This is a genomic window from Streptomyces sp. GL_148, assembly GCF_057834205.1.
This window is the reverse complement of record NZ_CM174396.1, coordinates 4,367,817-4,380,953: the sequence shown is the minus strand read 5'-3', so window position 1 is coordinate 4,380,953 and position 13,137 is coordinate 4,367,817. Positions and strand designations below refer to the sequence as shown.

Annotated in this window: 12 protein-coding genes; 7 read left to right on the top strand and 5 right to left on the bottom strand. The window is 71.8% G+C overall.

The genetic code is table 11. The features are described 5' to 3' along the window. The first annotated feature begins 28 nt into the window (after positions 1 to 28). Positions 29 to 487, top strand: a complete 459-nt coding sequence (locus AC3IYI_RS20195; RefSeq protein ID WP_489405097.1) for an ATP-binding protein — start codon at positions 29 to 31, stop codon at positions 485 to 487. Positions 488 to 547: 60 nt separating this feature from the next. Here the strand turns inward: AC3IYI_RS20195 and AC3IYI_RS20190 are convergent, their stop codons facing one another. Continuing rightward, on the bottom strand, positions 548 to 2,014 hold the full coding sequence (locus AC3IYI_RS20190) for an aminopeptidase P family protein (protein WP_489405096.1): 1,467 nt from the start codon (positions 2,012 to 2,014) through the stop codon (positions 548 to 550). 172 nt (positions 2,015 to 2,186) lie between these two features. Then, positions 2,187 to 3,782 (bottom strand): PP2C family protein-serine/threonine phosphatase, encoded by a 1,596-nt coding sequence (locus tag AC3IYI_RS20185; RefSeq protein ID WP_489405095.1) that lies wholly within the window; start codon positions 3,780 to 3,782, stop codon positions 2,187 to 2,189. A gap of 407 nt (positions 3,783 to 4,189) precedes the next feature. Here AC3IYI_RS20185 and AC3IYI_RS20180 point away from each other — a divergent pair, with 407 nt between their 5' ends. After that, positions 4,190 to 4,888 (top strand): bifunctional DNA primase/polymerase, encoded by a 699-nt coding sequence (locus tag AC3IYI_RS20180; protein WP_489405094.1) that lies wholly within the window; start codon positions 4,190 to 4,192, stop codon positions 4,886 to 4,888. A 206-nt stretch (positions 4,889 to 5,094) separates the two neighbouring features. Beyond that, positions 5,095 to 5,745: a hypothetical protein gene (locus AC3IYI_RS20175; protein WP_489405093.1), complete on the top strand. Its 651-nt coding sequence runs from the start codon at positions 5,095 to 5,097 to the stop codon at positions 5,743 to 5,745. Positions 5,746 to 5,985: 240 nt separating this feature from the next. Here AC3IYI_RS20175 and AC3IYI_RS20170 read toward each other — a convergent pair whose 3' ends face one another. The 3 genes from AC3IYI_RS20170 to AC3IYI_RS20160 all read right to left on the bottom strand — a co-directional run bounded on the left by AC3IYI_RS20170 (position 5,986) and on the right by AC3IYI_RS20160 (position 8,603). Next, positions 5,986 to 6,960, bottom strand: a complete 975-nt coding sequence (locus AC3IYI_RS20170; protein WP_489405092.1) for a DUF5926 family protein — start codon at positions 6,958 to 6,960, stop codon at positions 5,986 to 5,988. A gap of 155 nt (positions 6,961 to 7,115) precedes the next feature. Beyond that, positions 7,116 to 7,622: an ATP-binding protein gene (locus AC3IYI_RS20165; protein ID WP_489411596.1), complete on the bottom strand. Its 507-nt coding sequence runs from the start codon at positions 7,620 to 7,622 to the stop codon at positions 7,116 to 7,118. 180 nt (positions 7,623 to 7,802) lie between these two features. Beyond that, complete coding sequence (locus AC3IYI_RS20160) at positions 7,803 to 8,603, bottom strand: glycerophosphodiester phosphodiesterase (RefSeq protein ID WP_489405091.1); 801 nt, start codon at positions 8,601 to 8,603, stop codon at positions 7,803 to 7,805. A 236-nt stretch (positions 8,604 to 8,839) separates the two neighbouring features. On the opposite strand from AC3IYI_RS20160, the gene AC3IYI_RS20155 reads away from it, so the two are divergent. From AC3IYI_RS20155 to AC3IYI_RS20140, 4 genes are all read left to right on the top strand, one after another. Beyond that, complete coding sequence (locus AC3IYI_RS20155; RefSeq protein ID WP_489405090.1) at positions 8,840 to 10,318, top strand: S1C family serine protease; 1,479 nt, start codon at positions 8,840 to 8,842, stop codon at positions 10,316 to 10,318. Positions 10,319 to 10,421: 103 nt separating this feature from the next. Then, entirely contained in the window at positions 10,422 to 11,327 is a 906-nt protein-coding gene (locus tag AC3IYI_RS20150; protein ID WP_489405089.1) for a LysR family transcriptional regulator, read from the top strand. 108 nt (positions 11,328 to 11,435) lie between these two features. After that, positions 11,436 to 11,990 carry a cysteine dioxygenase family protein gene (locus tag AC3IYI_RS20145; RefSeq protein ID WP_489405088.1) on the top strand — a complete coding sequence of 185 codons (555 nt, stop codon included), beginning with the start codon at positions 11,436 to 11,438 and terminating at the stop codon, positions 11,988 to 11,990. Continuing rightward, on the top strand, positions 11,990 to 13,048 hold the full coding sequence (locus AC3IYI_RS20140; protein ID WP_489405087.1) for a YeiH family protein: 1,059 nt from the start codon (positions 11,990 to 11,992) through the stop codon (positions 13,046 to 13,048). The genes AC3IYI_RS20145 and AC3IYI_RS20140 overlap by 1 nt, the downstream gene beginning before the upstream one ends. Positions 13,049 to 13,137: the final 89 nt, after the last annotated feature.

Genomic DNA, 13,137 nt, shown 5'->3' with positions numbered 1-13,137 from the left:
CGGGCCCCGGGCGGCAATACGTAACCGTATGAGCATCTGGTGGTCTCTCCACTTGAGGCGCGAAGCAGCGAGTGTGCCCCTCGCGAGGCGGCTGCTGCTGGGGACGATGGAGACCGCGGGAGTGGACCCGGACATCTCCTTCGACCTGTCGGTGGCGCTGAGCGAGGCGTGCGCGAACGCGGTGGAGCACGGTGGCCGCGAACCAGCCCCGCGCTCCGGCTCCACGGACGGGACCGGGGCGTACCACGTCACGGCCTATCTGGACGGGGACCGCTGCCGCATCGAGGTGAGCGATTCGGGCCCGGGGTTCCCGCCCGCGACGGTGGCCCGCAGCAGACCGTCCCTTGCCGAGCACGGCCGGGGACTGCACCTGATCGAGGAGCTCGCCGACCACGTCCGCTTCCGCAACCGGCCGGGCCGGGGCGCCGTGGTCAGCTTCGACAAGATGCTGAAGTGGCGGGACGACTCACTGCTGAAGGTGTCGTAGACGCGCCGATGGGCGGAACCCGTGGAGGGTCCCGCCCATCGGCGCGTACGAGCGGTGGCGTCAGCCCTTGAGCCGTGCCATCCACGCCTCGACCTCGTCCGAGGTGCGGGGCAGCCCGGCCGACAGGTTCCGGTTGCCGTCCTCGGTGACGAGGATGTCGTCCTCGATCCGGACGCCGATGCCGCGGTACTCCTCGGGCACGGTCAGGTCGTCGGCCTGGAAGTACAGACCGGGCTCGACGGTCAGGCACATCCCGGGCTCCAGGGTGCCGTCGACGTACGCCTCGGTGCGCGCGGCGGCGCAGTCGTGGACGTCCATGCCGAGCATGTGGCCGGTGCCGTGCAGGGTCCAGCGGCGCTGCAGGCCGAGCTCCAGGACACGCTCGACCGGGCCCTCCAGCAGGCCCCACTCGACGAGCTTCTCGGCGAGCACGTGCTGGGAGGCGTCGTGGAAGTCGCGGAACTTCGCGCCCGGCTTGACGGCGGCGATGCCGGCTTCCTGGGACTCGTAGACCGCGTCGTAGATCTTGCGCTGGATGTCGGTGTACGTGCCGCTGATCGGCAGGGTGCGCGTGACGTCGGCGGTGTAGAGGGAGTGGGTCTCCACACCGGCGTCGAGCAGCAGCAGGTCGCCGGAGCGGACGTCTCCGTCGTTGCGGACCCAGTGGAGGGTGCAGGCGTGCGGGCCGGCGGCGCAGATGGAGCCGTAGCCGACGTCGTTGCCCTCGACGCGGGCGCGCAGGAAGAAGGTGCCCTCGATGTAGCGCTCGGAGGTGGCCTCGGCCTTGTCGAGCACCTTCACGACGTCCTCGAAGCCGCGGACGGTGGAGTCGACGGCCTTCTGCAGCTCACCGATCTCGAAGGCGTCCTTCACGGCGCGGGCCTCGGAGAGGTAGACGCGCAGCTCCTCGTCGCGCTCCTTGGTGACCTTGTCGGTCAGAGCGGTCTCGATGACGGAGTCGTGACCGCGGACGCTACGGACCGGGCCCTCGGCCTCGGCCAGCTCCTCGGGGAGCTTGCGCACGTCCTTGGCGGGGATGCCCAGGAGCTGCTCGGCCTCCGTGAGGGAGTGGCGGCGGCCGACCCACAGCTCGCCGCTGCCGGAGAGCCAGAACTCGCCGTTCTCGCGGTCGGAGCGGGGCAGCAGGTAGACGGTGGCGTGGTGGCCGGTCTCCCCCGCGGGCTCCAGGACCAGGACGCCGTTCTCGGTCTGGTCGCCGGTGAGGTACGCGTACTCGGTCGAGGCGCGGAAGGGGTACTCGGTGTCGTTCGAGCGCGTCTTCAGCCGTCCGGCGGGGACGACGAGGCGCTCGCCGGGGAAGCGCCGGGACAGCGCGGAGCGGCGGGCGGCGGTGTGTGCGGCCTGAGCGATCGGCTCAAGTCCGCGCAGCTCGGTGTCCGCCCAGCCCGTGCGCATGCTCGCGGCGAGTTCCTCGCTGACGCCCGGGTACAGCCCGTTCTTGCGCTGCTTGTGCTTCTTCTTGGGCTGCTCTTCTTCCGGGGTCTCCGGGGTGAGCTCGTCAGCCACGTCTTCTCCTCAGTACGACGGACACGGACCGGGTATGGACCTCATCCATCGTATGTGTGAGCGGACGCCCCCCGACGGGTCGTGTGACAAATCCGCCAAAGCAGGTCACACGTCCCGCCTCTTACGTCCTCGTCACCCGCCCGGCGTCACATGCCCGGCGACCCGCCCGGCGTCACTCGAACCGCGCCGCGAGCAGCACGATGTCCTCGGGGGCGTCCGCCGGGAAGGCGGGCCCGTCCCCGTCGCCGTCCGGCAGAACCGTCCGCAGGATGTGGTCGCAGATGGCGGCCGGGTCCTCGCGGGCGCTACGGGGGATCCCCGCGGCGGCGGCGTGCAGGCGCGCGTACGCCCGGTCCATCGGGTCCCCGGTGCGCCGGAGCAGCCCGTCCGTGTACAGCAGCACCGTTTCTCCGGGCGCGGGCTCGATCTCCACGCTGGGAGCCTCCCAGCAGGACAGCATCCCGAGCGGCGCGGAGAGGGTGGTCTCCACGTACTCGGTGCGCCGCTCGCCGATCAGCAGCGGCGGAGTGTGTCCGGCCCCGGCCAGGATGAGCTTCCTCCCCCGGCCGTTCGAATTCGGGCCCCCGGCGGGCTCGCAGTAGGCGAAGAGTGCGGTCGCCGAGCGCGCGGGCTCGGTCAGGCGCAGCAGCAGCTCCAGGTCGGAGAGGACGGCGACGGGGTCCTCGCCCTCCATGACGGCGTACGCCCGCAGCGAGGCCCGCAGCCGCCCCATCGCGGCGACGGCGCTCGGTCCCGAGCCCGTGACGGAGCCGACGGCCAGCCCGAGGGCGCCCTCCGGCAGCGGCAGCGCGTCGTACCAGTCGCCTCCGCCGTGCGGGCCGGTGTGGTGCCGGGCGGCGAGCTGGACCCCGGGGATCCGGGGGAGCCGGCTGGGCAGCAGTTCCTCGGCGACGGTGGCCAGGCTGGAGCGGGCGCGCTCCACCTCCAGCATCCGGGCCAGGTGCTCGGCGGCGTGCCGGACGTACAGCCCGGCCAGGTCGCGCTGGCGGTCGCTGGGCTCGGCCTGTTCGTCGTAGAGCCAGACGGCTGCGCCGAGCCGGCCGGTGGCCTCGGCGGTCAGCGGCAGCGCGTAGCTGGCGGCGTAGCCGAGGCGGGCGGCGACCTCGCGGTGGCGGGGGTCCACGGGGGTGGCGTACCCGTCGGCGCCGGCGGCGGCGGTCGCGCCGGGCTCGGGCAGGACCTCCGAGCCGCCGTTGGCATCGGGCAGGCCGTCGAGGATGCGGCCGTAGGAGGTGGCGCTGCGCGGCACCGTCTCGATGTGGCCGAGGTCGGCGTGGCCGAGCCCGAGGCCGATCGTGGTGGTGGGGCCGAGTCCGTCGGAGGGCTCCAGGACGATCAGGCCGCGGCGGGCGCCGACGAGGGCCGCGCCCGCCCGCAGGAACTCCTGGAGGGAGGCGGTGAGGTCACTGGTGCGGGCGAGCCGCTCGGTGAGCTCGTGGAGGGTGGTGAGGTCGGAGACCATGCCCGCGAGACGGTCCTGAATGACCGAGCTCGCGGCGGGGCCCTGCGCCGGTGCGTGGACCGCTCGCGGGCTCGTCGATGTGGACACGGCCGTGGGCGCCACAGTGTGCGGGGACGCTGTGACAGCTGGATCGATTCCAGCCACTTTCGGCAGATGCGGGGCGCTCATGGCGTCCGCCTTTCCAGCTGGTGCGATTCGCCATATAGCATCGCAAACCCCCAGATCATGCTGCGCCGCTATCAATGAATCCACATCTACACGCACACGAGGAGCGATGTCCAGCATTGCCCAGGTGGGAATCCTGGTGTCCGTGGGACGGCAACTCACTGTCCGGTCAGGGCTAGAACTTGGCTGGAAAAAGCGGGAAGCGGACGGTTTTTGCGGTCGACTGGGCGAGTCCGTCGACCGGTCCGGGTACGTAATCCGTTGCACCCGGGGAGAGTTGGCGTAGCCCGGTGCCCGCCGGGAACCGTCGGGCACGGTCCGTCGTCCCCATCGACGACAGCCGTCCCCCGCGCGGTCCCGGGTCGCGTACCGCCCCCGACGGACGTTTCATGGACCCGTAAGAAACTGCACGAACCGTGTGAACCTGCTTCAGGCGGACAGTGACGCGAAAACGTGTACGTGCGGTGAACCATCGCTCACATGGTGTGATGTGGCCCTCGGCGTTCAACGGAAAGGAACGAGCGCTCATGCGCGAGATCCTCGGAAGGCGTCTCCAGCGGCTCCGCAATCGCTTGCAATCCCTGCGCCCCGCCCCGCCGCAGGGTGATGCGCCGGCTCTCCTCGACGCGGCGCTGACCTGCGCCACCACCTGGAACTGGCCCGTGCTGCCGGGCGTCGGACGCTCCGGCGCCGACAGCTCCCGGTGCGCCTGCCCCGATCCCGAGTGCGCGGTGCCCGGCGCGCACCCCTTCGATCCCGGGCTGCTCGCGGCCACCGCCGACCCCCGGATGGTCTCCTGGTGGTGGGCCAACCGGGCGGGTGCCCCCATCCTGCTGGCCACCGGCGGGAGTGCGCCCTGCGCGGTGAGCCTGCCCGCCGCGGCGGCCGCGCGTGCCGTCGGACGACTGGACGCCGAGGGGATGCGGCTCGGGCCGATCGTGGCCACGCCCACGCGGTGGTCGCTGCTCGTGGCGCCGTACTCGCTGGAGCGGCTCGGCGAGATCCTCTACGCCAAGGACCACGTGCCCTCCTCGCTGCGTTTCCACGGCGAGGGCGGCTACTTGCTGCTGCCGCCCTCCGCCGCGATCGGCGGCGGCCAGGTGCGGTGGGAGCGTGAGCCGGCGGGCTCAGGGGAGATCTGGCTGCCGGAGGTGGAGGCGGTCGTGGACGCACTGGTGGAGGCGAGCAGCGGCGCCTCGGGCGGCGGGAGCCGGCTCGCGTACTGAGGCTCGCGCACTGAGCCTCGAGTACTGAGGCTCGCGTACTGAGGCTCGCGCACTGAGCCTCGCGCGCTGGGGCTCGCCTTCTGAGGCTCGTGTACTGGCGCCCGTGCACTGACGGATCACTCGTACGGGTGCCAGCGAGACGAGTTTCCAAGGGAATTGGGCGCGGGGATCTCCGTGCCCCATTCCCGGATCGCTATCTTCGGCGAATGAATCTCCGCCTGATCGGTATCGGCGCCGGTGTGTTGATCATCTTGTCGCTCCCGTTGGCGGGCGCGATCGCCGGGCCGGATTTCGCCGGTCAGAGCGACGGAAAGGGCGGCGGGCTGCTCTCCTCCTTCGGCCTCGGTCACCCTCCCAAGGGCGACCCGGGGTCGTCGGACTCCAAGGCTTCCGAGAAGTCCGGGGGCTCAGCCGTTTCGGGCGGTCCGGGAGCGAGTTCCGCCTCCGGCCGGTCCCGTACGCCGGCCTCCGCCGCCGCGCCGGGCCGCCCGGGCCCGGTCGAGCAGCCGCGTACGGACGCCCGCTGCGGACCCGAACTGTCCTCCCCGCAGGGGGTGGAGGCGCAGACGTGCGTCCTGTCGGGCGAGGGCCGGACCTGGGGGCGCAGTTACTACCGGAACACCAGCGGCCGCGCCCTCGATGCGGTGCTCACGGTGATGGGTCCGGCGGGGCGCACGGTGCAGATCCGCTGCGCGGTCGGCGCGGGCGATGAACCGGGGCTGTGCGAAACGCCGAGGGAAGAGTCGGCCGGGGCGCCGGAGGACTACTCGGCCGTAGCGGAATTTGCAGTTCCGGATGATGAAGGAGCCCTGCTCCTGCGGTCCGGGAGTAACTCACCGGTACCGGGTGACGGTTGAGCGCCACCGGAAAATCAAGGGCCCGGTCGCTGGCGACGGGGGATGCACCAGCGACCGGGCTACAAGAACGGTAACAAGAGATCGCCTGTTCGCAAATTCGATCTCTGATATTCAGACACCGATTTGCAGGCGATTAGCGGGAGTTGTGACACCGGTCACCGGTGACCGGTCACCGGTGACCCTCCCGCAGCCCCTCCCGTGGACCCTCGCGGCCGGCCCGCGAAGGGGCCGGCCGCCTGGTCAGCTGAGCGTGACCTGGCGGTTGGTGAGGCCACCGCGGGCCCGGCGCTCCTCCGCAGTCAGCGGCGCGTCCGTCGCGAGGGCCGCGGCGAGCCGCTCCGCGAGCTCCGCCGCGGGCTTCTCCACGTCCTCGGCCGAGACCCCGGTCGGCAGGTCCCAGACGGGGACCATCAGGCCGTGGGCGCGGAAGGAGCCGACCAGCTTGGTGCCCTCGCCGAGCGAGGACGTGCCCGCGGCGGAGAGACGCGCGAGCGCGTCGAGCAGCTTCTCCTCGGGGTGCGGCATGACCCAGCGCAGGTGGTTCTTGTCCGGGGTCTCGCACCAGTAGGCGGCATCCACGCCGGTCAGCTTGACGGTCGGGATGGCGGCCGCGTTGGCGCGCTCCAGGGAGGCGGCGACCTCCGGGGAGGCGCTCTGGGCGCTCTCCGCTTCCGGAATCCAGAATTCGAACCCGCTGTGGACAACCGGCTCGAAACCGCCGTCTGCGGACAGGAGATCCTGAAGTCGCGGACCCTCGGCCGGAACCCGGCGGGCCGCGACGACGGTGCCGGGCTCGGCCACGAGCGCGCGCTCCAGGGTGTCGGCCATGTCCCGGGCGAGGTCGCCGGTGGTCGAGTCGTTCTGCAGGCCGAGCAGGACGGAGCCGTCCTCGCGGCGCAGTGCCGGCGAGGCCAGCGGCAGTACGGTCACCAGCGTGACGGAGGGGACGCCCTCGGGCAGTCCGCCCTTGAGCGTGAGCGGCACGGTGGCGGCGGGGACGAGCTCGCGCAGCGCCACCCAGTCACACTCGCCGGGCAGGCCCTCGAACGGCCGGGCCACGTGCTCGGTGACGGCGTGCGCGGCGGCCGCGCCGTGGCAGGCCTTGTAACGGCGCCCGGATCCGCAGGGGCAGGGCTCGCGAGCGCCCACCACCGGGATCTCCCCGTTGTTGAGCTGCGGCTTTGCGGACTTCGCGGCGGGGCGCTTCTTGGCCATCGTGGGTGTCTCCCGGTTGCGGCGGTACGGCGTCGGTCTGGGCGCGAGCCTAGCCGTTCGTACCGCCACAACCGGTGGGGTGCGGCCGGGAGCACGGTCGGCGTGCGCTCCCGGACGGCCGCCATCCGTCCACCCGCGGTCGATCACCGATCGGATCAGGGATCCAGATCGTCGAAGGCCGTACTGAAATCGATCGCCGGGGGCGCAACGCGCGTAGCGAAATCTTCGTGTCGGGCCCCACAGGCAACGATCGCCCAGACGGTGACCTCACCCGCCGCTCCGTCCCGGACACCCCAGTCCTGGGCCAGGGCGCTGATGATGTTCAGCCCCCGCCCGCCCCGTGCGGTGACCGAGGGCTTGGCCGGGATGGGGCGGGTGGGCCCGCCGCCGTCCGTGACCTCGACCGTCAGCCGCCCCGCCTTGTCGACGCGCCACGACGCTTGTATCCCACCGTCCCCGATCTCCCGCGCGCCCAGCGGTCTGCCGTGCCGGCAGGCGTTGCTGAGCAGTTCGGAAAGGATCAGTACGGCGTCATCCACGATCGATTCGGACACTCCGCTGATGCGCAGCTGCTCGCGCATCCGGTGCCTCGCCTCGCCCACGCCCGCAGGACCATGGGACACGTCCATGCACGACGACGTGGGCACTTCTTGTGCCACCATCAACGCCACCCCCGGAACCTCCTTAGCCCCACGCATGGTCTGGATGCCCCAATGGCCTGGACCGGAAACCGTCGGACCGGCGCCCTCTGACGCATTCACGGCGACCGAACGCGGAGCGGATGCGCCGGTGCACACCCTGTAACGGATGTGGCGCCTGTGGCGGAGGTGCAAACCGGGACGTCAGCGGCCTAGCTGTGACAAAACTTGTCGCGGTCTGTTGGTGATGATCGCTTCCACACCCAGATCAGCGCAGAGCTGAACATCTTCCGGATCGTTCACGGTCCATACGTGAACGGAATGTCCGGAGGCCTGAAGTTTGCGGATGAAGCCCGGGTGGTTGCGCACGATCCGCATCCCCGGCCCGGCGATCCGCACTCCGGCCGGCAGCCGCCCGTCCCGCATCCGGGGCGAGATGAACTGCATCAGGTACACGGTCGGGACCGTCGGCGCGGCCGCTCGCATCCGGTGCAGGGAGCGCGCGGAGAAGCTCATCACCCGGACCGGGTGCGGCCCCTCGGGCGGCGGGGCGTCCAGCGCGAAGCGCTTGAGGAGGAAGAGCAGGCGCTCCTCCACCTGTCCGGCCCAGCGCGTCGGGTGCTTCGTCTCGATCGCCAGCTGAACCGGCCGTCCGGCGTCCGAGACCAGCTCCAGCAGCCGCTCCAGGGTGAGTACGGAGGTCCGCTCGGGATCCGCGTCCCAGTCGGGAGACTCCTCCCGGTCCTTCCACGAGCCGAAGTCGAGGGCGGCGAGATCGGCCAGCTCCAGGGCGGAGACGGCGCCGCGGCCGTTGGAGGTGCGGTTCACCCGCCGGTCGTGGACCAGGACCAGATGGCCGTCGGCCGTGAGCCGGACATCGCACTCGAGGGCGTCGGCCCCGTCGTCGATGGCCTTGCGGTAGGCGGCCAGCGTGTGTTCGGGGGCATCCTCCGAGGCGCCGCGGTGGGCGACGACCTGGATGGTGCGCGGCGTTGCGTGGGTCACCGGCTCATGGTGCCACCGGGAGGGGCTCGGATGTCGGGGAGAGCCCTGCGGGCGCTTCTGGAGATGCGTCCGAAATGTCGGAGATAAAGGATGGGGGAGACTCACAGGTCCGGCTTACAGTGCTCTGACGGGTCATGGGAAAGGCTTTGCCCAGGAACTTGTACGGCACGTCGAACGTTCAGTCGGACCGATATCGCCCGTATTTCTGAAGCCGTGTGTGACGAGGAGAGAGCGCTGTGAGCACCGAGAACGAGGGCACCGCGGCCCCGACGCCCCCCGCGGCTCCGCCCGTACCCCCGGTGGCCGCGCCCGTCGACGCCGCGCCGGTCGCGCCCGCCGCGCCGGCGCCCGTGGAGCCGGTGACGCAGCAGTTGCCGCCGGCGCCCGCCCCGGCCCCGGCTCCCGTGTATGCCGAGAGCCCGGTCCCGCCGGTCACCCCGGCGTACGCCGATGCCCCCGCTCCCGCGCCGCAGGCGATGGGCGCCGAGGGCTGGCCTCCCCCGCCGCCCGCGGCCCCCGCGTACGGGGCCGGTGACGGCCAGGGCGGTGGCGGCTGGGGCGTGCCCCTGGCCACCGACGGCGCACCGCAGCCCAAGCGGAAGGGCAAGGGCGGCATGATCGCGGGCGTCCTCGCGGCGGCGCTCCTCGCGGGAGCCGTCGGCGGCGGCGTGGGCTACTGGGCCGCCGACCGCAGTGGCGACGGCTCCGGCTCCACCACGGTCAGCGCCGGCAACACGCCCAAGGACCTCAAGCGCGATCCGGGTTCCGTCGCGGGCCTGGCCGCCGGCGCGCTGCCCAGCGTCGTCACCATCGAGGCCTCGGCCGGCGACGGCGAGGGCGGCACCGGCACCGGCTTCGTCTACGACCAGCAGGGCCACATCCTCACGAACAACCACGTGGTCGCCTCCGCGGCCAACGGCGGAAAGCTCAGCGCGACCTTCTCCGACGGCAAGAGGTACGAGGCCGAGGTCGTCGGCCGGGCCGAGGGGTACGACGTCGCCGTCATCAAGCTGAAGAACCCGCCGTCCGGGCTCAAGCCGCTGCCCCTCGGCGACTCCGACAAGGTCGCCGTCGGCGACTCGACCATCGCGATCGGCGCTCCGTTCGGCCTGTCCAACACCGTCACCACCGGCATCGTCAGCGCCAAGAACCGGCCGGTCGCCTCGGGTGACGGCTCCAGCGGCAAGAACTCGTACATGAGCGCCCTGCAGACGGACGCCTCGATCAACCCGGGCAACTCCGGTGGTCCGCTGCTCGACAGCCGCGGCGCGGTCATCGGCATCAACTCCGCGATCCAGTCGGCGGGCAGCGGCGGCTTCGGCGGCGGCCAGGCCGGCTCCATCGGCCTCGGTTTCGCCATCCCGGTCAACCAGGCGAAGAACGTCGCCGAATCGCTGATCAAGACGGGCAAGCCGGTCTACCCGGTGATCTCGGTCTCCGTGGACCTCGCGGCCAAGACCGACGGAGCGAAGATCTCCGAGACGGGCGCCGCGGCCAGCGAGCTGGTCGACCCGAACGGTCCGGCGGGCAAGGCGGGGCTGAAGCCCGGCGACATCATCACCGAGCTCGGCGGCAAGCCGATCGACAGCGGCCCGACCCTGATCAGCGAGATCTGGACGTACAAGCCGGGTGACACGGTGAAGATGACCTACCTGCGCGGTGGCAAGCCGACCACGGTGGACATCACGCTCGGCTCGCGGGTCGGCGACAAGTAGAGGCCGGTCGCCTGCGGGCGGCAGAGCCAACTGGCTTGATGGCGAGGGGTCGTAGGCGTGATTGTGCCTGCGGCCCCTCCCAACGTCCGCTTATGCTTCGACCGTGTTCGATTCGCGGCACATACGGACCTTCCACGAGGTGGTCGCCTCGGGGTCCTACTCGGCCGCCGCCCGGGTCCTCGGGTACACCCAGCCCGCCATCACCCAGCAGATGAAGGCGCTCGAACGCGCCGTCGGCACCCCGCTGTTCACCCGCGTGGGACGCCGCATGCAGCTCACCGAGGCCGGGGAGTCGATGGCCCGGCACGCCGAGGCCATCCTGGGCAGTCTTTCCGCCGCCGAGGCCCAGCTGAAGGCCTACGCCCGGCTGCGGACCGGCCGCGTCCGGCTCTGTGGCTTTCCCAGCGCCAACGTCACCCTGGTCCCGGAAGCCCTGAGCAGCCTGGCCAAGGAGCACCCGGGCATCCAGGTCGAGCTGCTGGAGGGGGAGCCCCCGGACTCCCTGCGCAGGCTGGAGCGGGGCGAGTGCGACATCACCCTGGCCTTCACCTATCCCGGCCTGCACGAGGAGGTCCCGGAGGAGGTCGCCGAGGTCAGGCTCATGGAGGACCAGCTGACGGTGCTGCTGCCGACCGGGCACCCGCTGGCCCGGCGGCGGGCCGTGCACCTCGCGGACCTCTCCGAAGAGCGGTGGATCGCCGGCTGCCCGCGCTGCCGGGCGAACCTGCTGCACGAATGCGCGGAGCTCGGCTTCGTGCCCGACATCCGGTTCGCCACCGACGACAACCTGGTGGTCCAGAGCCTGGTCGCACAGGGCCTGGGCGTGGCCATGATGCCCGCCCTGGTGCTGCCCTCGCTCTCGCTGAGCAAGGTGTGCGGGCGGGCCCTCCTGCCGGCCGCGCGTCGTCACATCGCCGCGCACGTGTACCGCGATCATCTGCGGGTCCCGGCGACGGCGGTGGTGCTGGAGGCCCTGAGGCAGGCGGCCTCGAACCGCGTCGGCTGCTGAACCGGCACCGCCGACGCTCCGACTCCGCCCCAACCCATAAGCCGGGCTTGGGATTTCGGCTCACAACTGTCGTTGGACGTGATGGGTGGGCTCCTCGACGCTCCCCCTATGACCACCACCACGCCGGCCCGCACGACCGCGAGGACGGCCGCCCTCGTCAGTGAGATCCGTACGGTCGTGGACCGGGGACTGGCCCCCGACCTGACCGCCTACCTGGTCGGCGAACGCCTCGCCCCGCACCTGGGGACGCCCGGTCTGCTCACCGCCGAGCAGCGCGAGGGTCACTCCGACCGCTACCGGCAGCACATCCTGCACGCGGAGCCGGACGGCAGCTTCTCCGTGGTGGCCCTGGTGTGGCTGCCGGGTCAGGAGACCGCCATCCACGACCACGTCTCGTGGTGCGTGGCCGGGGTGCACGAGGGTGAGGAGAGCGAGCTCCGCTACCGCCTCGCCCCTGCCACGGCCACCACCGGCGCCCGTCTGGTGGCGACCGAGCACGTGGTCAACGGCCCCGGAGAGGTCTGCGGATTCGCCCCGCCCGGTGACATCCACAAGGTCCGCAACTCCTGTCGCACGAAGGCGATATCCCTGCACGTCTACGGCGCCGACGTCGTACGCCTGGGCAGCAGTGTCCGCCGCGTCTACACGCTCCCGACCGACTGATGGCCCTGCTGAACCGCCCGGTGCGCGGGGTGGGATCACCGGTTCCGGGCGATGTTTCACGTGAAACATCGTCATCGTGGCCCGGGTTGGGCCTCGCGGCGGCCGGAGTCCTGGCGGCCTGGTCGGTGCACCGGCTGGCGCCCTGGGCGCCGATGCTGACGGTGTCGGTGGTGCTTGGTATCGCCGCGGCTCACCTCCCCCGTCTACGGGGCTTCGTACGGGGCCCCGCGCGCCCGGGCCTTTCCCTGGCAGGGCGGCGCCTGATGCGGATCGGCATCGTCCTGCTGGGCCTGGCGCTGGGGCTGGACGAGGTGCTCCGGCTGGGCTGGGCCACCGTGGCGATGGTGGCGGGGGTGGTGGCGGCGACCTTCCTCGGCACCCTCTGGCTCGGCCGGCGACTCGGACTCCCCGGAGACCAGCCGTTGCTGATCGCCACCGGGTACTCGATCTGCGGAGCCTCGGCCATCGGAGCCGTCAGCCAGGTATCGGGCAGCGATGAGGAGGACGTGGCCTCCTCGGTGGCCCTGGTCACCCTGTGCGGCACCCTCGCCATCGCCGTCCTGCCGCTCCTGCAGTCCCCACTCGGACTGTCCGACCCGGATTTCGGCCGCTGGGTGGGCGCGAGCGTCCACGACGTCGGCCAGGTGGTGGCGACCGCCCAGACGGCCGGTCCCGGCGCCCTGGGCGAAGCGGTGCTGGTCAAGCTGATGCGCGTGGCGATGCTGGCCCCGCTGGTCGCGGCGGTGGCCTTCTCGGTACGGGCCCGCAGGCGCGGAGTGCGCACTCCCACGGGCCGCAGGCCGGTTCCGGTGCCGCTGTTCGTGGCCGGGTTCCTCGCGGCGGCCGCGCTGCGCGCCACCGGGGTACTGCCCGGCGTAGCGCTGGAATGGGCGCACACGGCCCAGGAACTGCTGCTGGCGGCCGCCCTGTTCGGCCTGGGCAGCGCGGTTCACCTGCCCACCCTGTCCCGTACCGGCGGCCGGGCCGCTCTCTTGGGTCTCGCGGCCTGGGTGGTGGTGGCCGGAGCTTCGTACGCGGGTGTCCTCCTCACCACCTAACCGGAGTTGGCCATTTCCTGGCCGGAACCGACCGAACGTTCCGACTGGTGCCTGACATCTCGTTCCCGGCGTGCCACGCTGCCCCCGAT